The sequence below is a fragment of the Methyloceanibacter caenitepidi genome (assembly GCF_000828475.1).
Classification (GTDB): Bacteria; Pseudomonadota; Alphaproteobacteria; order Rhizobiales; family Methyloligellaceae; genus Methyloceanibacter; species Methyloceanibacter caenitepidi.
This window is the reverse complement of the sequence record NZ_AP014648.1, coordinates 900,728-921,005: the sequence shown is the minus strand read 5'-3', so window position 1 is coordinate 921,005 and position 20,278 is coordinate 900,728. Positions and strand designations below refer to the sequence as shown.

The 20,278-nt window shown below is 63.7% G+C and carries 16 protein-coding genes; 7 read left to right on the top strand and 9 right to left on the bottom strand.

Translation table 11 applies throughout. The features are described 5' to 3' along the window. Positions 1-36: 36 nt before the first annotated feature. From GL4_RS04305 to GL4_RS04275, 7 genes are read right to left on the bottom strand one after another with little or no spacing between them, the layout of a single operon-like run. Complete coding sequence (locus GL4_RS04305; protein ID WP_045364936.1) at positions 37-1,521, bottom strand: GTP-binding protein; 1,485 nt, start codon at positions 1,519-1,521, stop codon at positions 37-39. Then, positions 1,521-2,426 carry a sulfate adenylyltransferase subunit CysD gene (gene cysD / locus GL4_RS04300; protein WP_045364933.1) on the bottom strand — a complete coding sequence of 302 codons (906 nt, stop codon included), beginning with the start codon at positions 2,424-2,426 and terminating at the stop codon, positions 1,521-1,523. Before cysD ends, GL4_RS04305 begins: the two co-directional genes overlap by 1 nt. Then, positions 2,423-3,577: a phosphoadenylyl-sulfate reductase gene (locus tag GL4_RS17100; protein ID WP_172653292.1), complete on the bottom strand. Its 1,155-nt coding sequence runs from the start codon at positions 3,575-3,577 to the stop codon at positions 2,423-2,425. Before GL4_RS17100 ends, cysD begins: the two co-directional genes overlap by 4 nt. After that, positions 3,564-5,219, bottom strand: a complete 1,656-nt coding sequence (locus GL4_RS04290; protein WP_045364931.1) for a nitrite/sulfite reductase — start codon at positions 5,217-5,219, stop codon at positions 3,564-3,566. The genes GL4_RS17100 and GL4_RS04290 overlap by 14 nt, the downstream gene beginning before the upstream one ends. Beyond that, entirely contained in the window at positions 5,206-5,502 is a 297-nt protein-coding gene (locus GL4_RS04285) for a DUF2849 domain-containing protein (protein ID WP_052464109.1), read from the bottom strand. The genes GL4_RS04290 and GL4_RS04285 overlap by 14 nt, the downstream gene beginning before the upstream one ends. Further along, on the bottom strand, positions 5,495-6,940 hold the full coding sequence (gene cysG / locus GL4_RS04280; protein ID WP_045364925.1) for a siroheme synthase CysG: 1,446 nt from the start codon (positions 6,938-6,940) through the stop codon (positions 5,495-5,497). The genes GL4_RS04285 and cysG overlap by 8 nt, the downstream gene beginning before the upstream one ends. Continuing rightward, a complete protein-coding gene (locus GL4_RS04275; RefSeq protein ID WP_045364922.1) occupies positions 6,940-7,299 on the bottom strand; it encodes a 2Fe-2S iron-sulfur cluster-binding protein in 360 nt (119 codons plus the stop codon). The genes cysG and GL4_RS04275 overlap by 1 nt, the downstream gene beginning before the upstream one ends. A 545-nt stretch (positions 7,300-7,844) precedes the next feature. On the opposite strand from GL4_RS04275, the gene GL4_RS04270 reads away from it, so the two are divergent. From GL4_RS04270 to pip, 4 genes are all read left to right on the top strand, one after another. After that, entirely contained in the window at positions 7,845-10,667 is a 2,823-nt protein-coding gene (locus tag GL4_RS04270; protein ID WP_045364920.1) for an autotransporter outer membrane beta-barrel domain-containing protein, read from the top strand. A 205-nt stretch (positions 10,668-10,872) separates the two neighbouring features. Beyond that, on the top strand, positions 10,873-11,178 hold the full coding sequence (locus GL4_RS04265) for a DUF4212 domain-containing protein (protein ID WP_045364916.1): 306 nt from the start codon (positions 10,873-10,875) through the stop codon (positions 11,176-11,178). Positions 11,179-11,181: 3 nt separating this feature from the next. Then, a complete protein-coding gene (locus GL4_RS04260; protein ID WP_045364914.1) occupies positions 11,182-13,026 on the top strand; it encodes a solute symporter family protein in 1,845 nt (614 codons plus the stop codon). A gap of 19 nt (positions 13,027-13,045) precedes the next feature. Next, a complete protein-coding gene (gene pip / locus GL4_RS04255) occupies positions 13,046-14,008 on the top strand; it encodes a prolyl aminopeptidase (protein WP_045369419.1) in 963 nt (320 codons plus the stop codon). Between the two features lie 3 nt (positions 14,009-14,011). Here pip and GL4_RS04250 read toward each other — a convergent pair whose 3' ends face one another. After that, positions 14,012-14,410 carry a secondary thiamine-phosphate synthase enzyme YjbQ gene (locus GL4_RS04250; RefSeq protein ID WP_342016323.1) on the bottom strand — a complete coding sequence of 133 codons (399 nt, stop codon included), beginning with the start codon at positions 14,408-14,410 and terminating at the stop codon, positions 14,012-14,014. Positions 14,411-14,743: 333 nt separating this feature from the next. On the opposite strand from GL4_RS04250, the gene GL4_RS04245 reads away from it, so the two are divergent. From GL4_RS04245 to GL4_RS04235, 3 genes are all read left to right on the top strand, one after another. Beyond that, on the top strand, positions 14,744-17,659 hold the full coding sequence (locus GL4_RS04245) for an SEL1-like repeat protein (RefSeq protein WP_172653291.1): 2,916 nt from the start codon (positions 14,744-14,746) through the stop codon (positions 17,657-17,659). 144 nt (positions 17,660-17,803) lie between these two features. Further along, the gene (locus GL4_RS04240; protein ID WP_045364905.1) at positions 17,804-18,730 is read left to right on the top strand and encodes a sulfite exporter TauE/SafE family protein; all 927 of its coding nucleotides are present in this window, start codon (positions 17,804-17,806) and stop codon (positions 18,728-18,730) included. A 1-nt stretch (position 18,731) separates the two neighbouring features. Then, a complete protein-coding gene (locus GL4_RS04235) occupies positions 18,732-19,544 on the top strand; it encodes a TIGR02186 family protein (protein ID WP_052464108.1) in 813 nt (270 codons plus the stop codon). A gap of 23 nt (positions 19,545-19,567) precedes the next feature. Here GL4_RS04235 and pdeM read toward each other — a convergent pair whose 3' ends face one another. Further along, positions 19,568-20,269 carry a ligase-associated DNA damage response endonuclease PdeM gene (pdeM, locus tag GL4_RS04230; protein WP_045369415.1) on the bottom strand — a complete coding sequence of 234 codons (702 nt, stop codon included), beginning with the start codon at positions 20,267-20,269 and terminating at the stop codon, positions 19,568-19,570. Positions 20,270-20,278: the final 9 nt, after the last annotated feature.

The following is a 20,278-nucleotide window of genomic DNA, read 5'->3' as shown; positions in this document are numbered from 1 at the left end:
CCGCACGATCAGGACCGAGACGGATCCAACGGTTTTTCAGCGATCCGTCTCAATCAGCACCGGAACGCCGGCCGACCGTAACAGAATCGCCACCTCTTGGGCACGTCTGTCGTATTCGGCCCTGTCTTCCGGAGAATCGCCAAGGTCCGCGCATAGGCCAGACAGCCGGGCCCGGTCAAGCACCAGTACGTTGTCCCCAACGGCCGCCGCACCAGTTTGTACCCATGTGATCACGCCGCCGGCGACGGTCGCGCCATCCAGTGCATTGACGAGGACGAAGTTGCCCGTCAGCGGGAGATCGCCGAAGAGGTCCAACGCCGTCGACCGGCCGAGGAGAATGCGGCAGTCGGCGATGTCGTTCATGCTGCAGGTGTGGGCCTGTGTCGAGGAAAGCGTCTCGAAATCGATCAGTGTAGAGACGCTCACCGAAGTGACCGGCGTTAGATCGGTCGCCGTGCGCAGCAGGTAGCCTGCTTCCGGATCGAACGGCTTCTCGGACAGCCAAACGAGACGCGCCTCGATGACATCGGCATTGGTGGGCCGCCGCTGCGTTTCCGTCAGCACGGCGCCACGCGAAATGTCGAGGTCGGTATCGAGTACGAGCGTGACCGCATCGCCGCTCGACGCGCTTGCCAGATCCCCGTCCATGGTCGAGATGCGCTGCAAGGTCGCACCGAGTCCGCTGCGCGCATCGACGATGCGCTCGCCGACGCGGATCGTGCCCGACGTCACCGTGCCCGCATAACCGCGAAAGTCGTTCGCCGCCCGCAAGACCATCTGCACCGGCATCCGGAACGGCGCGTCCTCGGGCTCGGTCCTGGCTTCGACGCTCTCGAGGTATTCCAAAAGCGTTGGGCCGCCGTACCACGGCATCTCCTCGGATCGCGCAACGACATTCGCCCCCGTCAACGCCGCCACGGGAATCGAGGTGATATCCGTAAAGCTGAAGTTGCCCGCGAGGGAGCGGAAGTCTTCTTCGATGGCGCGGTAGCGCTCCTCGGACCAGCCGATCTGATCCATCTTGTTGACGGCGAGAATGACCTTTTTGATGCCAACGAGGTTGCAGATCGCCGCATGCCGCCGCGTCTGACGCTTCACGCCATGGCGCGCATCGACCAGCAGGATGGCGACGTCCGCATGCGAGGCGCCGGTCGCCATGTTGCGGGTGTATTGCTCGTGCCCCGGCGAGTCGATGATCACGAACCGGCGCCGCTCGGTCTCGAAATAGCGCCATGCGATGTCGATCGTGATGCCCTGCTCGCGTTCGGCAACGAGGCCGTCGAGCAGGAGCGAGAAGTCGATGCGTTCCCCGTTGACGGCACGGGCGTGCGAGGCGTGCATGACCTGCGCACGCTGATCGTCGGTCACGCCGGCCGCATCCCACAACAGACGGCCGATCAGGGTCGACTTGCCGTCGTCCACGGAGCCGCAGGTGAGGAGCCGCAACATGGCCTCGGACTTGTCGCCGGGCTGGAGGACCGGCTGCAAGGCTTCCGTTTGAGAGACCGCTGCCAAAGTCATTAGAAGTACCCCTCGCGCTTCTTCATCTCCATCGCACCGGCCTCGTCATGGTCGATCAGACGCCCGGCCCGCTCCGAAACACGCGCGCCCAAGGTTTCGGTCACGAGCGAGTCAAGGTCGGCCGCTTCGGACTCGATCGCCGCGGTGAGCGGGTAGCATCCAAGCGTGCGGAATCTGATCTTGCGCATCGTGGGCTTCTCGCCCGGCTTGAGAGGCATGCGCTCGTCGTCGACCATCAGGATCTGACCGTCGCGTTCGACCGTGGGACGCTCTTTCGCAAAATAGAGCGGCACCACGTCGAGCTGCTCGAGCGTGATGTAGCGCCAGACATCCGCCTCGGTCCAATTCGACATCGGGAAGACCCGGACGGTTTCGTCCTTGCCCAGACGCCCGTTGAGGAGCTGCCACATCTCCGGTCGCTGCAGGCGCGGATCCCAGCTATGGCCGCCAGCCCGGAACGAGAACACGCGTTCCTTCGCCCGGGATGCCTCTTCGTCGCGGCGCGCGCCGCCAAACGCGGCATCGTAGCCGCCATTGTCGAGCGCCTGGCGCAGCGCCTGGGTCTTCATGATGTCCGTATAGACAGACGGCGGATAATCGAACGGGTTGATATTCTTTGCCGCGCCGTCATGGTTGGTATGCACGATCAAATCGAGCCCCATTTCGGATGCGGTCCGGTCGCGGAACGCGATCATCTCGCGGAACTTCCATGTCGTGTCGACATGAAGCAGCGGGAACGGGAGCTTAGCCGGCCAAAACGCCTTGCGCGCCAGATGCAGCAGAACCGTCGAGTCTTTGCCGATCGAGTACAGCAGCACCGGCGCACGGAACTGCGCCGCGGCCTCGCGGAAGATGTGGATGCTCTCTGCTTCGAGAAGCTTGAGGTGAGATGTGAGTGCGGTCATGCAGCCTTCTCCCGGTGTGCGACTGGCGCTACCGAACGCTCGGATTCGGCCACATGCAGTCCGCATTCCTTCTTGTCTTCGCTTTCCCACCACCAGCGGCCTGCGCGCGGGTCTTCGCCCGGCTCAATCGCGCGCGTGCACGGCGCGCAGCCGATCGAGACGAAGCCTTGCGCGTGCAGCGGATTGATCACGACATTATTGGCGTCGATGTAGTCGTTCAGGCGCTTATCGGGCCAATCGGCAATCGGGTTGATCTTGATGAGCCCGCGCTCCGCATCCCATTCGGCCAGCGGCACATCCGCACGGGCCTGCGACTGCTCGCGCCGCAGGCCGGTGATCCACCCTTGCGCGCCCTGCAAGGCCCGGTTCAAGGGACGGACTTTACGGATCTCGCAGCAACTCTTCCGGTTTTCGACGGATTGGCGGAAGCCGTATACGCCATCGCGGGACACCAGCTCTTCGACCTCGCGCGCGTCGGGCGCGACAAGCCGGATCCGGGTGCGGTAGCGCAGCTCGGACAGTTCGATCGTCTCCAGGACTTCCGGGAACAGCCGGCCAGTGTCGAGCGTAAAAACATCAATGTCGGCGCCCGCCTTCACCACGCCCGATTTGGCAATGGCCTGCAGGATTACCTGGTCTTCGAGACCGACGCTCGTCGAGAACGCGATGCGGCCTTCGATGCGCTCTGCGATCAACCTGATGCGCTCGACGAGATCGTCCGTCGCGGCGAGCGCTTGATCGAGCTCGGCCGCGGCCGTAGCGGATGCGTTCCAGCGCAGCGGCAGCGGGTTGCGTGCCGAGGGCTGATAGCTGCGGCCAATGATGGTGAGCGTCTTCTTCCACGTCTCGGCCGCGTCAGGGTCGGCGATCTCGGCTGTGTCGAAACCGGACCGCAAGAGAAACTGCGACTGGTCCGGAATAAGCGACCCGACGGCGCGGATCTCGCCGGTGAAGCCGAGGCGATCGCGGAGAATGCGGGCAAGGCTGAAGCCGCGCCCATCCGCGAAACTCGGGAACAGTATCGCAATCGGCCCGGCATTGCCGCCAGCGGCGGAGGCCAGCGCGTCGTGGTCCGCGGCCGGTTCCAAGACGGTGGCCGGCTCATCGGGGTCCGCGACAAGCCCGCCTGTCGACAAATCAACGAGCACCATAGAGAGCCTCCTTGAACGGCGCGGCGCCGACACGGCGCCAGGTCTCGAGGAAGCTCTCTCCCTCGTTTCGGTTTTCGACATAGGTCTCGACAATCGTATCGATCGCTTCCGGCACCTTCTCGGCGCGGAAGCCGGGACCGATGATGGTACCAACCGCGGCGTCATCCTTCGGGCTGCCGCCGAGCGTGATCTGGTAAAGCTCCGTACCCTTCTTATCGACACCGAGGATGCCGATATTGCCGGCGTGGTGATGACCGCAGGCATTGATGCAGCCCGACATGTTGACGCGGATCTTACCGATCTCATCCTGCCGCGCGGGATCCTCGAACTTCTTGGCGATCTCCTTCGCGATGGGGATGGACCGCGCATTGGCGAGGTTGCAGTAGTCGAGACCCGGGCAGCAGATCATATCGCCCAGCAATTCGTTGTTGCCGACCGCGAGCCCTGCCTCCGCAAGCGCGTCATAGAGCGCGGGAATGTCCGCCAGCGCCACATGCGGCAGGACCAGGTTCTGCGTGTAGTTGACCCGGATCTCGTCGTGACCGAAGCGTTCGGCGAGATCCGCCACGAGATCCATCGTGTCCGACGAGGCATCGCCCGGCGTGCGTCCCGGCTCCTTCAGCGAGATCACGGCGGAGACATAACCCGGCACGCGATGCGGCAGCACGTTGTTGCGGTACCAGGTCGCAAAACCCGGATCGCTCTCTCGGCGCGCTGCCAGGGCCTCATCGCGGGGGGCGCGTTCCGGCAGATCCGGCGGCGCGAAATAGGACGCGATGCGGCGGACCTCGCCGTCGGGAAGATCGATGCCGACCTTGACCGTCGCATTCCAGTCGTCTTCGACAGCTTCGCGGAATTTCTCGATGCCGAGGGTGTTCACAAGGATCTTGATGCGGGCCTTGTACAGATTGTCCCGGCGCCCCAGCAGATTGTATACGCGCAGGATCGACTCCACGTAAGAGAGCAAATGCTCCTTCGGCAGAAACTCGCGGATCACCTGGCCTACATAGGGAGTGCGCCCCATGCCGCCGCCGACGAGTACGCGGAACCCATTCTCGCCGTTCGGGCCGCGCACGATGCGCAGTCCGATATCGTGAAATGCCGTGGCAGCGCGGTCTTCCGCGGCACCGGAAACGGCAATCTTGAACTTGCGCGGTAGCCAGTTGAACTCCGGATGCAGCGTCGACCACTGGCGCAGAATCTCGCACCAGACCCGCGGGTCCTCCAACTCGTCGTTCGCGGCGGCCGCGTACGGGTCGGAGGTGACATTGCGCACGCAATTGCCGCTCGTCTGGATGCAGTGCATCTCAACTTCAGCCAACGCGGCCAGCACATCGGGCACATCGACGAGCTTTATCCAGTTGAACTGGATGTTCTGGCGCGTCGTGAAATGGCCGTAGCCGCGATCCCACTTGCGTCCGATCATCGCGAGTTGCCGCATCTGGCGCGGCGACAACTGGCCATAGGGGACGGCGATCCGCAGCATGTAGGCATGCAGCTGCAGATAGAGCCCATTGCGCAGGCGCAAGGGACGGAACTCTTCCTCGGAAAGCTCCCCGGTCAGCCGTCGTCCGACCTGGTCGCGGAACTCAGCGACGCGCTCGTTTACGAAGGCATGATCGAATTCATCATAGCGGTACATCGTACCAGTCCTTTGTCAGTGTCGTGCGGTGTGAAGCGCGAATGCGTTCGCGCACGGAAATGGGATCGACAGTGCCGTCATCCCGGACCTCGATCGGCATGGGATAGACGCTGATGACGAGGCGCTTGCGGACGGCCTCTTCCGCGGTCGCCTCAAGCGCCTTGACCTCGTCCTCGCTCTCGGCGCGGGCCGCCTCGGCAATGTCCTCCGTCCACGCACCTCCCGGCGCGAGATAGACAACGATGCCGTCATCCAAGCGGTTTGCTGTAACGACGCTAGGCATAGGCGCGCGCAACCTCCTCATGAGCCAAAATCGTTTCGACCGCGCCGGCGGCGGGAAGCCCGGCGACCTCTCCGAAGATGAGGACGGCGGGACTGTTCAAGCCGAGGCTGTCGGCGTCGTTCGCCAGCGTGGAAATCGTCGTGGCGACGCGCCGCTCGTTCGGACGGCTCGCGTTCTCCACGGCGATCACGGGCAGGGCCTCGCGGAACCCGGCCTCCAGAAGGCGCTGTGCAATCACCGCCCCCGTCGTGACGCCCATATAGACGACCAGCGTGTTGTTGCCGGAGGCCAACGCCTTCAGGTCGAGATGCTCGAAGCTCGGGGCCTTACCGCCCGCTTCATGGCCCGACACGAACGTCACCGTGTGCGACACGTCGCGATGGGTCAGCGGAATCTGCAAGCTCGCCGCAGCAGCAGCACCGGCCGTGACACCGGGAATGACCTCGACGGCAATGTTCTCGGCCCGGAGCGCATCGAGTTCCTCGCCGCCGCGTCCGAAGATGAAGGGGTCGCCACCCTTAAGCCGCACGACGGTGCGCCCGGCCTTCGCGCGCGCGACCAGCAACGCGTTGATCTCCGGCTGCGGCACGCTATGGGCCCCCTTTGCCTTGCCGACAGAGATCAGCTCCGCTTCGCGGCGCGCCAGTTCCAAGACACCGTCTCCTACGAGCTTGTCGTATAGAACGACGTCGGCGGCCTTGAGCGCCCGAATCGCCTTCATGGTGAGTAGCTCGGGGTCCCCGGGACCGGCGCCAACGAGAAAAACACGGCCATGCGGCGCGTGGGCTGCGTCGTTGCCGGCAGAAGCGGCGCTCTCAATTTCCCGGTCGATCAGCTTGCGGGCCGTCTCCTCGTCGCCGTGGAGCATGGCCTGTGCGGCCGGGCCGTCGAAAATTTTCTCCCACAGGCGGCGCCGTCCAGTCCCCTCGGCGAGACTGCCGGCCACGCGCTCGCGAAACTGCCCCGCAAGTTCGGCCAAGTCGCCAAGCCGCGGATGCAACTCGTTCTCCAGCCAAGCACGCAGACGCTGGGCCAAGACCGGCGCGGCGGCCGACGTTCCGATTGCCACCGTGACCTCGCCGCGATCCACGATCGCCGGCAGCGCTGCGGTGCACAGAGCCGGGCGGTCCGGGACGTTAACGGGAACGCCCAAGGCGCGCGCGATCTCGGCGATTCGTGCGTCCTCGTCCTCGATCTCGGTGGCCGAGATCACGAGCGGGCGGCCGCGAATCTGATCCATGTCCGGGTGAGCCGGCTGCATGACCACCTTGCCCTCGGCCTCAAGGCTCGACAGTTCCGGGTTCAGCCCTTCAGCCGCCACGTCGACACGGTCGGCCCGCTTCAGGAGCAGCCGCGTCTTGATGGCCGCAAGCGGACCCCCGCCGACCACGAGCGGCGGCTTGCCATCGAATCTCACAAAGATGGGAAAGGTCCGCATCACCCAGATGTTCCTGTCGCTGCCGTGCTGTCGACAATGTCGGTGAGGCTTTCGGGCGCAAGCTCAACCACGAGCCCGTCGAGTTCGGGCGTCATCAGGAGCTGGCACGAAAGCCGCGAGCGCCGGTCGTCCACGGAAAAAGCACCATCGAGCATTTCGGTCTCTTCGTCGGTCGGCGGAACGAGCTTGTCGACCCACTCCTCCGCCACCCAGACATGGCAGGTGGCACACGCGCAGGCGCCGCCGCACTCCGCCTTGATGGGCAGACCCCAATCGCGGATGACCTCCATCACACGCCACCCCTCCATGGCCTCGAGGCGGTGCGTGGATCCGTCCGGCATGCGCACGTTGATAAACATCTCTCATGCCACCTTCCAAAAGGCGTCGAGGTTGAAAAGGAACGGCCCGTGTACTTGGCGGCGGTCCGCCCCGCAAGTCCGCAAAATGGCAAATCCTGACCGCCCGCTCGGCTCCCGCGGGGACCGGGCGGAACCTGCCTTGGTCGGATACCGCGCCAACACCCCGACAGAGGACTTTCAGTCCCGTAAATAGGAAGAACTACAGAAAAATCATTCCCCGATAAATGTCCATACGCTGGTTCTAGTGCAAAATTGTTCCTAATAAACCTAAACCGAAGGAAATTTTTCTTTCACGAGACGGATTGGCGAACGAATTCTCCGGCAGGGGTGCAATGCGGAAAACTGTTTCTTTCCAGCAACTGCTGCTGTGAATCAGCATTCGGCTGTGGAGCATTCGGGCGCATCCCCTGGCACCCATCACACTTTTCCGCCATTTTGCTACGGTCGTACCGACAGTTTCCGGGGGGATCATGGGACGTCAAAGGGCGCTTCGCCGCACAGGGGGTTCGTGCGGCGGCACAGCCAGGCACTTCGACGTAAATCGTATGCGACGACGCGTTCTCTTGGCGGGAACAGCCCTGGCGACAGCCTTCATTCTGTCCGATCCCGTGCCCGCGGCGGCGCAAGCCACCATCATCGCCTCGGCAGGCCCCGTCAATTTCACCAAAAACACGGATTGCTTGTTCCTCGTGACATGCCTGTCCGTCACAACAGTCAATCCCTTCTTTTCCGCGCCAATCAATCTCACTAATAACGGCGACCTGGCCGCGACCGGACCCGTCGCCGGGACAATCTTTGCGACAACGACGTTCTCTCCGAACAGTCCAATCAATCTCACAAATAACGGCGACCTGGCAGCCTTGGCGCTCGTCGCCGCGGGCATCAGCACGTACACCGGCGGCAACGGCAGTTCGATTACGATCACCAATACCGGAGATATTGCGACGTTGGGCGCCGGCGCCGCAGGGATCGTCGGCTATACGGGCGGAAATAGAAGCCGCGTCAAAATCACCAACGACGGCGAAATCGCCACCGCCGGGGCACGGGCCGCAGGAATCGTGGGCATCACAGGCGGCAACCGGAGCCATGTCACAGTTACGAACAACGGTGACGTCGCGACCCTCGGCTTCAATGCTTACGGCGTCTACGCGTACACCTACGGCCCCAACAGCAACATCAAAGTTACCAACGACGGCACGATCACCACGCGCGGACTCAACGCGGAAGGCATCTACGGCTACACATTGCGCCGGAACAGCGACATCACCGCCACGAACACCGGCGACATCAGCACCCGGGGTTTTGACGCCGAAGGTATGTATCTCTCGACGTATCGCCAGTTGTCATCGATCACCGCCAACAACAGCGGCACAATCGCAACAAGCGGCTTTTCGGCAGAAGGCATCAGAGCAAGCACATTTGGGCGCAAGTCCGACATTACGATCACCAACGACGGCGACATTCAGGTCAGAGGCGCGCTCGCGGATGGCATTTTCGCCTATACCGGCAACGTGAACAGCGACATTACCATCAATAGCTCGGGCTCCGTCCGCGCCGAAGGAAGACTTGGCTACGGTATCGCCGCCCTGTCCACCGGGCCAGGGTCGCAAATTACCGTCAACAATAGCGGTGAGCTGTATGGATCGACCATCGGCCTCTTCAGCTACAGCGCGACGTCGACGAAGATCAACAATAGCGGCGACATCTCCGCCGGTTCGGGTTTGGCCATCGACACGATCGGCGCGAGTTCGTCCATCAGCAACTCAGGCCTGATCACGGGTTTCGTGGACCTGACGAACAGCAGCGACACGTTCACCAATATGTCAGGCGGCGAGTTCAACGCGAGCGGCACCAGCCGGTTCAGAGACGGCTCCGACCTTTTCGTCAACCAAGCCGGCGGCACGCTGCGCACCGCCGATTCAGCAGCGAGCGAGAGCACGCGCATCACCGGCCTCGAGCGTTTTCAGAACAAGGGCCTCATCACCTTGGTGGACGGGAAGATTGGCGATTCCTTCACCATGTCGAATACGCCAGGGGGAACCGACCTGCGGTTCAGAGGCTCCGGCAAATCCACGCTTGGCGTCGACGCCTTTCTCGGCGGTCCGGGATCGAAGTCCGATACGCTGACCGTCGAAGGCACCACGACCGGGCGCACACGCCTTTTGGTCAACAATGTCAATCCGGGACCGGGCCAGCTCAACCGCCAGGGCATTCCGGTCGTGTTTGTGGACGGCAACGTGAATGCCGCCAACTTCTACCTGGAGAAGCCGATCGATGCGGGCTTTTTCGACTACGACTTGGTGTTCACGCCGACAGGGAGCGGACGCTTCGACCTGAAGAGCCATGCCGGCGGCGGGTCCCATATCCTGCCGCATGTGATCACCGCGACACACGAAGTCTTCCATCAATCGACGGAAACGTGGTTCGATCAGAGCGTCGATTTGCGCGCGCTCCTGGCGCGCGGATCTGTATGCGACGACATTTCGGATCCTCAAGAACGGATCCGCTGTCAGGATATATACGACCTTGTCCCCGCTGTATGGGCGCGGGGTGGCGGCACCTGGCTTAATCTCGACGACAATGGAACGACCAAGGCCAACGGCCGCACCTACCGGTATGACCTCGGCCGCACCCTCGACATATGGCAGGTCGAGTCCGGCGTGGATTTCGGCAAGGAAAACATCCTCTCACCGGACGATATGCTCGTCTTCGGCCTGCTTGGCGGCGCGGTGGAGTCGTCGCTCGAGTACGCCGCCATCGCGCGCTCGTTTCAGATCAGCACCTTGGAAGCAGGCGCCTACGCAACCTATCTGCGCGGCGGATTCTTCCTCGATACGTTGTTCAAGGCCTTCTTCGGCACGGTCGAGCCGACGGCAGCGGTCGAGTATCCAGAGACGCTCGATACGCAAACCTACGGCCTTCGCATGGACAGCGGCTACCGCTTCGGCGGTCTGAAGGACGGGCCGTTCGTCGAGCCGCTTGGTACGATCGCGATCTCATGGACGCATGTCGACGACTTCTCCCACCAGGGCAATGCCGTCGACTTCGGCGACGACGAGCAGGTCCGCGGACGCCTCGGCCTGCGCGTGGGCACGTCGTCGCAGATTTGGGAAGGCACCACGTTCGAGCCCTTCGTGACAGGAAGCTTTTGGGGCGTGCTCTCCGGAGAACACAGCGCGACGCTGACCTCCCGGGGGACGGACTTCGTCTTCACCGACAAACCGGACGAGGTTTGGGGCGAAGTATCGGGCGGCGTGAATTTCTTCAACCCGGAGGCCCAAACCGCCGTGTTCGCCAAGGTGGACTATATCTTCGCGGATCAGACGGAAGGCGTCAGCGCCAGAGGCGGCATGCGCCTCACCTGGTAGGCGCTTCCCTTCCCGGAACGCAAGTCGCGCGGGGTCCGCTTCCTGCGCCCACCGCATTTTGGCCTCCTTGTTGGCGAAGGACGGTTTGCATTGGCTGGCCCGGCTGCTAAGTGCATTCACGGTACCGCTAAGGGGCGGTCTGGCTACCGTGCCCTGATGGCAGGCGGTCTCGGCGGCACCTCAACCATGCAACGGGGCAGGACGCGTGACGACGCACAACACCGACCAGGACGCGCAGCACGACCTTGAGATCGAGAACGCAGCCCGCGACCGTCACCAGCTGCGGACTCTCGCTGTAGCGATCACCTCCATCTCGGTCGTGCTGTTCGCCGTGGTCGTCGCCATCCTTTATGCGGTTCCGCTCAACCGCATCTGGTTCCTGAACTTCCCGCTCGGCTTCTACCTGCTCGCGCAGGGCCTCGTCCTCTTCGCGGTCTTCGTCACGTTCTGGTACGTGCGCGTCCAGGAACGGATCGACCTGACCCGGAGCATGAACGAGGAGATCACCTAGGCGATGGCCCTGCAATCGCGCCAGCGCACGCCGAACCCCCATCTCGGCGCCTATTACGGCATCGTGGCCAGCGCCTTCGTGTCGCTCGCGATCCTGCTGGCCATGGCGGAACAATTGGGGTGGGGCGGCGGATCAATCGCGCGGCTGATGATCCTGATGCCCATGGTCCTCTACATGGCGATTGCGGTCGCGGCACGCACACTCAATATCGAGGACTTCTTCACGTCGGGGCGCCGCGTTCCACAAATCTATAATGGCTTCCTCATGGCGGCGATCACCGTCGGGGGCACGGGCTTCTTCGCCTATACGGGCGCGCTATTCTTCGTCGGCTTCGACGGTCTGGCGATCGGTGTCGGCTGGGTCTGCGGTCTGTTGCTCGCCGCCGTGCTGTTCGTGCCCTATTTGCGCCGTGTCGGCACCTACACGTTGCCGGCCTATTTTGGTCTCCGCTTCCGATCGCCTCTGACGCGCATGGTGGCAAGCGCGCTTCAGATCGCACCGATCTTTCTCCTGCTGGCCGCCGAAGCGAAAATTGCGGCGATGGTGGTCGCGCTCTTCCTGCCTGCGGCGTACTGGGTGGCCGTGCTGATTGTGATCGTGTTCATTGCCGCGACGGGAATTCTCGGCGGCATGCGCGCCCTGACATGGTCGGGCAGCGCCCAGTTCATCACGGGCGGCCTCGGCCTCGCCATTCCGCTGACTGTGATCGCGGTGGTCCTGACAAACCTGCCGGCGCCGCAATTCACGTATGGGGGCCTGCTCGGCTCCCTGGCGAACGCGGAAGCTGCGGCCGGCGTTGGGGCGGCCGGTCCGGACCCGGTTGCGGGCTTCCCCGGTCACGAACCGGTCGCCGCCGTGGCGCCGTTTCTGCAGGCCTTCAGCACGATATCGGAGGCGGGCTTCTTTGCGCTGTTTGTCTGCTTCGCGCTCGGAACGGCCGCTTTGCCCAGCCTTCTGGCCCGGAGCGGCGTGACCGCTTCCGTCGCCGACCAACGTCGATCCGCGGCCTGGGCGCTGCTTCTCGTCGCCCTATTCGCCATGACGGCGCCGGCTCTGGTTGTCTTCGCGAAAGTCCTCATGTTCGCAGATATCGTCCTCATCCCCACGCAAGGTCTGCCGGCCTGGTTCAACGATTTGAGCGCCCTTCAGCTCCTGCGCGCAACGGATCTGAACGGGGACGGGTCGATCAGTTTCAGCGACCTTCTCGTCGCGCGCGACGGTGTCGCACTGGCGCTGCCGACACTCGCGGCGCTGCCCTATATCCTCACCGCGCTCATGGCCACGGCCGGACTTGCCATCGCGCTTGCCGCGTCAGGCTCCCACCTCTTCACGCTCGGGGCGAGCCTGTCGGACGATCTGTATCGCTCGATCGATCCGCAGCCCATCGTTCTGCCTCGCCTGCTGCTGGCTTGGACGGCCATCGCCGGCACCGCGCTGATCATGACGATCTATCTGTTCATCGCCGACGTCGACGCCTTGAGCTACGTGGTGACAGCTTTTGCTCTTGCCGGCGCGACGTTCTTCCCTGCTCTGTTCTTGTCGACGTGGTGGCAACGGTACACAGTGTGGGGAGCACTCGCGAGCATGGCGACGGGGTTTGGCGTTATGCTTCTATGCCTCGTTGCGGGCAGCCTTGTCGGTATCGCCGACACCGCGGCCGGCACGGCGGCGGCGAGCCTCGTCTCGGCACTGCTCGCGCTCGTCGGCGGCATCGGCGCCAGTCTCTACGGACCTGCGGCCAAGGCGGCTGACACCGCGCTCTTCGAGGCGATGCGGCGCCCCGACGGCGAAACGCTCTACGATCAGGCTGAAGCACAAGCCTCAGCCGCGCAGAACAAGACAGAGTAACGGTTCAAGCTTGGATAACCTGACCGAGCCACAACGTTTTCAGCTTTACCCCGCGATCGCGCCTTTCCGCACGGGGCGTCTTCAAGTGTCCGGGGGGCATGAACTGCACTTCGAGGAGTGTGGCTCGCCGGTCGGCAAGCCCGTCGTCATCCTTCACGGTGGGCCGGGCGCTGGTGTGTCGCCCGTCATGCGCCGTTTCCACGATCCGCGGCTCTACCGCATTGTGCTATTCGATCAGCGCGGCTGCGGCCGCTCGCATCCCCATGCCTCGCTCGAGAACAACACGACGTGGGACCTGGTCTCCGACATCGAAGCGTTGCGCGAACATCTCGAGATCGGGAGCTGGCAGGTGTTTGGCGGCTCGTGGGGATCGGCACTTGCCCTCGCCTATGCGCAGACGCATCCCGACCGGGTCAGCGAATTGATCCTACGCGGCATTTTCCTGATGCGGCGTTCCGAGCTCGATTGGTTCTATCGTGACGGCTGCAGCTGGTTGTTCCCCGAGGCGTTCGCAGACTTTTCCAGCGCCATTCCCGAACACGAGCGCGCCGACATGATCGGCGCCTACTACAAGCGGCTGACCAGTCCGGACAGGTCCGTCCAACTGGAAGCGGCCCGTGCGTGGACATCTTGGGAGGGCCGCACCCTTTCACTTTTGCCAGACCATGACCGCACACGCTACCTGACGGCCGACCGCTACGCCCTCGCGCTCGCGCGTATCGAATGCCACTACGTCGTGAACGGAGGATTCTTCGAGGATGACGAACAGCTGTTGCAGAATGCGGATCGCCTGACCGACATTCCCGGCGCAATCATCCATGGCCGCTACGACGTGGTCACGCCGATGAAGAATGCGTTCGACCTATCGAGGGCATGGCCAACGGCGGAACTGCGCATCGTCCCCGACGCCGGACATGCCATGACGGAACCCGGCATCGTTCACGCTCTGATCGCCGAAACGCGGATGTTCGCCGGCGACTGACCGTCAGCGGCCAACACTGCCGATATAGCTCAGCACGACCTGGCGCCGATTGGGCTCGGTGCGATGTTCGATCAGATAGATGCCCTGCCAGATGCCGAGCGTCATCGCGCCCTCGCTCACGGGGATCGAGAGGCTCACGGAGGTGAGCATCGATTTGATGTGACTTGGCATGTCGTCGGGCCCCTCTTCGTGATGGGCGTAGGGGTGGTCCTCCGGCGCGATCCGCTCAAGCGCGTCCAGCAGATCGACCCGTACATTCGGATCGGCGTTCTCCTGGATGGTCAGGGATGCCGACGTGTGGGTCACAAAGACCGTCAGCAGGCCGCCTTGAGCTCGGATCGACTCGAGCCATCCGGCGACCGCCCGCGTGAAATTGACAAAGCCCTTCCCGCGCGTCGGCACGGTCAAGACATGGCTCCTCTCTTCCAAACCAGCCACAGGCGCTCCCCTTTCTCGTTCCGGCTAAGCGACCGGCCTGTCCCAATATCGGTCAATCCTTAAGAGAAAATTTACCCTGACTTGCCACCGTTCAATGGACCGCTGCGGAAACGCCATCGCGGTTGCGCCGACAGCCGCTTGGGGAGCGGAAACGGCCGCTAATTCATGGGGAACGGTATGGTTTCGAACGCAGGTTGGCAAACGTCCGCAAGCAGCGGGGGGCAAGAGGACACAACCGACGACCGGTGGTCCGAGCGTCGCTGGGAGACACCGGGCAGCCCGTCCCTGAAATCGTCGATGGACGCACTTCTGTCCGAACCGATGGATCAGCGGACCGTCGAGTCCCTGCTGCGGCGTCTGGTTGACCGCGTCGAGGAGACCGAACGCCGCTACGGCCGAGCCCTCAACGAACTCCATTCCCGCCTCGATCAACTGTCGCAGACGACGAACGCGGCACGCAGCACGAGCACGCCGGAGAACGCCGACACGTTCGATCGGCTGCACGAGCAGGTGAGCAACCTGGCTAAGCGGCTCGAGAGCGAGCCCAGGACACACCTCGACGACTTCGAACGCCTGGGCCGCGCGATCACCGGCGGCATGCGCGGCGACCTCGATGAGCAGCCCTACGGGACGACCCACGAGGCGCCGGCGCCCAGCCCCTTCGCCCAGTCGATCCAACACGCCCGCAGCACCAATCATCTGGCGCCCGAGCTTGCCCCACCGGTCGAATGGCCCTGGGAGTCCAGGCCTGCCCCGGCTCCCGTCGATTTCGACAACCGCCTGACCGAGATGGCAAACCGGCTGGAACAGTCGATCGGCGCGGCCATGCCGAGCAGCACGATCGAAGCGTTGAACGCCCGCCTCGAAGAAATCGGCAACCAGATCGCTCAATCTCTAGAGGCCGCGCCGAGCCGGGCAGCCCTGGAACATGTCGAGCAGCAAATCGCCGACATGGGACGGCAATTGAACCGCGCCGAGGAACAGCTCGGCCGCCTCGGCGGTGTCGAGGAGCGCTTGGTTCAGCTTCTCTCGCGCCTGGAGACCACGGACACGGCTCCCAAGCCCGCCGAAATCGATGCGGCGCAGCTTCAGGAAATCGCCGCCAAGGCCGCGGTCGAAGCCGCCCGCCTCGTCGCTGACGACTCGCAGAAGACAACCGACCGGCTCGAAGCCATGCAGCGCGAGCTGAACGCCGTGGGCGACACCACCCGCCAGGCCGACGACAAGCTGAACAGTACGCTTCAATCGGTTCACGAGTCGCTGCGACAGCTCGTGCAGCAAGTCGAACGGCCCGTCGCACGTTCGCCTCAGACGAATCCATTCGTTGCGAAAACCGAACGCAAGCGGTCCATCCCTGGCGGATCAGATGGTTCCGCTCAGTCCGAGCCTGTTGCCAAAGCTGCGCAGCCGGCTGCCCCTGCGCAGGAACCGGCTTCTGCCCCTGCCCCCGAACCCAAGTCGCAACCGGCGCCGCAGCAACCGCGTGAGCCCAGTGCGAGCGCCAATCCGCAGCCTGCGGCGGCGCGCCCGCCGCGCGCGAGTGCCGACGAGGCCGAAATGCGCGTCAAGGAGACGCTGCGGAACCGCCTCGATGCGACGGCGCCCAATGCGAAACCGCGCAATCTTCTGGCCGCCTTCGAACGCGCCCGCGCCCCGCATGTGGAAGCAGCCGCCCAGGATCTTGGCGCGGACGATCCCCGTGAGAGTGGGGCTTCGGAGGACATGGTTGCGGCGGCTCGGCGTGCGGCCCAGGCCGCGGCCGCTCAGGCTGCCGCCCTCGCCGAAAGCCGCGAGGAGCGTCCGGTGCGCCGGCAGCCGCGTGTCGATCTCGCAACAGACGACCAGACTCGCAGCCGCAAACGCCCCTATCTCATCATTTCCGCGGCGGTACTTCTCACCATCAGCGCGTTCCTCTTGTACGGACGGCTGGGATCCAAGTCCGCCGACGAAACGCCCGCACTGCCGCAAAGCGGAGCGGTTCTGCCGGGCGAGGAGGCGGCCTCCCCCGAAGCGTCGAACCAAACGGCCCCAGCAGCGCCCGTGGAAACGCCCGCCGATCAGCAATCGGGAATGTTCGGTTTTGCGCCCGTCCCTGAGACCACGTCCGTGCCCGGGCTCTTGCCCCTAGAGGATCGGGTCGGCAAAGCAGAACCCGGCGTGACGGATATTCCCAAATCGCCGAGCCAGGCCGCTCCCGCAAGCAGCGTGACACCGGCACCCCAACTCGCGTCGCTCCGCTCCGACGATACGGGTTCGCTCCCGAGCGACGTGGTCTTCTCGGTTGAAGAGCCTGCGTCCGCGACAGAAATCGCTCTGGCCGAGCAGCTGGCCACGACGTCCGTGAAAGGACCGCTGCCGCCGGAAGACCTTGGCTCCAAGGCGCTCCGCGAGGCCGCGGCGAGCGGCAACCCGATCGCGCAATACGTCATCGGCTCCCGCTACATCGACGGAACGGGTGTGACAGCCAATCCGAAGACCGGAGCCGAGTGGATGGAGCGCGCGGCGCGGAGCGGACTCGCCCCGGCGCAATACCGGCTTGGCACAATGTATGAGCGCGGCATCGGCGTAAGCGCCGATATCAATACTGCTCGCAGCTGGTATCTCGCAGCCGCTGAACGCGGCAACGTCAAAGCCATGCACAATCTAGCTGTCAGCGTTAGCGGCGGCGGGGGGGCAACACCGAACTACGCTCTTGCGGCCAAATGGTATGGGCAAGCGGCGCTGCGCGGCCTCGCCGACAGCCAGTTCAATCTCGGCATCCTGGCCGAGCACGGCCTGGGCCAAACCAAGAATCTCGCCGAAGCCTACAAATGGTACGTCCTTGCGGGCAATCAGGGCGATATGGAGGCTCAGAAGCGCCGCGATATCGTCAGTGCTCAGCTTTCCCCAAAAACGATCCTTACCATCGACGGCAGGATTGCGTCCTGGAAGCCGAAGGCGATGTCGCCCGAAGCCAATTCCGTAACCGAGCCGGACTCGTGGGGTAGCGGCGCGACCTCTTCCGCCGAAACCAAGACGCCGCAGGGAGCCACGCTGGTGAACCGGGCCCAGACCCTCCTCAACAAGCTGGGTTACGATGTAGGTGTCCCCGACGGCTTGGCCGGCGAGAAGACCCGCGCCGGCGTCAAGCGCTTCCAAGAGCGGAACGGTCTCGCTCAGACCGGCGAGATCACCATTCCGCTCGTCAGCCAGCTCGAGGCGCTCGCAAGCTAGGGGTCGTTCCCTCGGCCGCAGAAGGGCCTGTCCACACTTCCGCCTGAAATTCGGTGAGAAATGCGCTTTTACCGCTTCGCGCATTGACTCACCGACCTGCGGCGAACACGGTGCACAGGCGCCCGCCTTCTGACCGATCAGCCAATGTTCCAGATTTATCTGCCTATTGCCGAGATTTCAGTGAACCTCTTGGTGATGCTGGGTCTGGGTGCGGCGGTGGGATTCCTGTCGGGCATGTTCGGCGTCGGCGGCGGATTTCTTCTCACCCCGTTCTTAATGCTTTCGGGCATTCCTCCGGCCATCGCCGTGGCCACGGGCGCCAACCAAATCGTCGGCACCTCGGTATCCGGCACGCTCGCGCAATGGCGGCGCGGCAATGTCGATTTGCATATGGGAGCCATCCTCATCGCCGGTGGTGTCGCGGGCGCGCTCATCGGCGTGCTTCTCTTGCGCTATCTGCGCGGCGTCGGTCAGGCTGGCCTCATCATCTCCCTCACCTATGTCGTCTTCCTCGGTTCCATCGGCGCGTTGATGTTGTGGGAGAGCGTCAACGTGATGCGGCGTCATCGGGCCGGGAAGACCGTCTCTGCACGGAAGTCGGGCCAGCACAATTGGATTCACGGCCTCCCGTTCAAGATGCGCTTTCCGCGCTCGCGACTTTATATCAGCGCGATCCCGCCGCTGGTGATCGGCGCCCTCGTCGGTCTGCTCGCGGCATTCCTGGGTGTGGGCGGCGGCTTCATCATGGTACCGGCCATGATTTACATCCTGCGCATGCCGACAAATGTCGTTGTCGGCACCTCGATTTTCCAAATCATCTTCGTGACCGCTCTCGTCACACTGCTCCACGCCACGCTTAATCACACGCTGGATATTCTGCTCGCCTTTCTGTTGATCGTGGGGGGCGTGATTGGCGGTCAGTTCGGTGTGCGCGCCGGACAGAAGCTCCGCGGCGAACAACTCCGCGCGCTGCTGGCGCTCATGGTGCTCGGCGTTGCGGCGCGAATCCTGATCGACCTGGTGGTGCGTCCGGCGGACCTCTACAGCATCGTTCCGATGGTGGGGAGCTGAGATGCGAGCGGCTCTGCTCATTCCCACTCTTCTAACACTGGCGTTTCTCGCCGCTCCCTCTTACGGCCAGAGCACTGCGCCGCCTGCACCTGTGCTGAAGCCCGGCACAAGCCACGAAAGGGTACTGGCGGATATTTCTACGCGCGAGGTCGCGATCCAGTCGAACTTCAGCGGCATCGAAATTATCATCTTCGGCAGCATCGATTTCAGCGACGCCCGCATGCCGACCCGTGGCAAGTACGACGTTATCGCCCTGGTGCGCGGCCCCACGGAACCCATCACAATCCGGCGGAAGACACGCGTGGGCGGGATCTGGGTGAATGGCCCGAGTGCGACCTATCCGGATGCGCCGAGCTTCTATGCCGTCCTCTCATCGCGACCGGTCCGCGCGATCGCGTCTAACGACACCCTCAAGGAGCTTGACATCGGCCTGTCGGAGCTCAATTTCGGCCGTGAGACCGCCGGCAGCCCGCAGGAACAAAGCTTCGAATCCGCCCTGATCCGGCTGATGGAAGAGAGGGGTCTGTATACGGAAGACGATTCCGGTGTGGTGTTTATCGGCCGCAGCCTGTTCCGCTCGACAGTGGCCCTGCCGACGAATGTCCCGACGGGCCGCTACCGGGTGGAGGTCTATCTCTTTCGGGACGGCACCCTCGCGAGCAAGACGAAAGGCTCGCTGGAGGTCAACAAGGCCGGCATGGAGGCGACGATCTACAACCTCGCCTTTCACCAGCCGTTTCTTTACGGCCTTCTCGGGATCGCCATCGCGGTGCTTGCTGGCCTCATGGGCTGGTTCGCCTTCCGCAAGGACTAAGAGCGTCCAACACTGAAGAACGTCTAGTCGGGAAGAAGCAGGCTGCCGAGCACCGGATAGACCGCGTGCCGCCCCATCATCCAGGCCTCAAGCTGGTGCCAGAAGAATAGCGGCTTGAAGACATCGTTCATGACGTTGAGCCCGCCCGTATAAGCGCCGAACGCCGGCATGACGAGGCGGTTGCCGTCGCTCGCGAAGCACCGGCGGCGCACGACGGCGCCACGCCGGGAAATACGGGCGATGGGATGTAGGTGGCCGACGATCTCGGGTCCTGTCGCCTCCTCGGACGGCTCGTGGCGCAGCACGACGCCTTCAATGGTCAGCGACCCGCAAACCGTCCCACCGACGCTCTCGGGCAGATGCGGATCGTGGTTGCCGCAGATCCAGAACCAGTCGCGGCCCTTCTGCAGCGACCGCAGCAACGCGAAGTCGTCGTCAACGAGCCTGTCCGCGCATTCACTGCGATGAAAGCTATCGCCAAGGGCGACGATACGCTGCGGGTCGAGCGCCTCGATGAGCTTGCCGAGCCGCGACAGGGTCGCCCGCGTATCGTAAGGCGGCAGCAGCATGCCGCGCGCGGCGAAGGCGGCGCCTTTCTCCAAGTGAAGATCGGCGACGAGGAGCGCGTCCTGCGACGGCCAGTAGAGGGCCCCCGCCACAAGCGGCCGAAACGAATGCTTTCCGATGGTGAGATGCGAGCGCAATGTCGGCGCGGTCTCTGGCATGAGATCAAG

Coding starts and splice junctions, on each gene's coding strand:
- GL4_RS04245 (WP_172653291.1), top strand. CDS start 14,744: ATGGACGCACTTCTGTCCGAACCGATGGATCAGCGGACCGTCGAGTCC.
- GL4_RS04240 (WP_045364905.1), top strand. CDS start 17,804: ATGTTCCAGATTTATCTGCCTATTGCCGAGATTTCAGTGAACCTCTTG.
- pdeM (WP_045369415.1), bottom strand. CDS start 20,269: ATGCCAGAGACCGCGCCGACATTGCGCTCGCATCTCACCATCGGAAAG.
- cysG (WP_045364925.1), bottom strand. CDS start 6,940: ATGCGGACCTTTCCCATCTTTGTGAGATTCGATGGCAAGCCGCCGCTC.
- GL4_RS04290 (WP_045364931.1), bottom strand. CDS start 5,219: ATGTACCGCTATGATGAATTCGATCATGCCTTCGTAAACGAGCGCGTC.
- GL4_RS04285 (WP_052464109.1), bottom strand. CDS start 5,502: ATGCCTAGCGTCGTTACAGCAAACCGCTTGGATGACGGCATCGTTGTC.
- GL4_RS17100 (WP_172653292.1), bottom strand. CDS start 3,577: ATGGTGCTCGTTGATTTGTCGACAGGCGGGCTTGTCGCGGACCCCGAT.
- GL4_RS04235 (WP_052464108.1), top strand. CDS start 18,732: ATGCGAGCGGCTCTGCTCATTCCCACTCTTCTAACACTGGCGTTTCTC.
- GL4_RS04270 (WP_045364920.1), top strand. CDS start 7,845: ATGCGACGACGCGTTCTCTTGGCGGGAACAGCCCTGGCGACAGCCTTC.
- GL4_RS04260 (WP_045364914.1), top strand. CDS start 11,182: ATGGCCCTGCAATCGCGCCAGCGCACGCCGAACCCCCATCTCGGCGCC.
- cysD (WP_045364933.1), bottom strand. CDS start 2,426: ATGACCGCACTCACATCTCACCTCAAGCTTCTCGAAGCAGAGAGCATC.
- GL4_RS04305 (WP_045364936.1), bottom strand. CDS start 1,521: ATGACTTTGGCAGCGGTCTCTCAAACGGAAGCCTTGCAGCCGGTCCTC.
- GL4_RS04275 (WP_045364922.1), bottom strand. CDS start 7,299: ATGTTTATCAACGTGCGCATGCCGGACGGATCCACGCACCGCCTCGAG.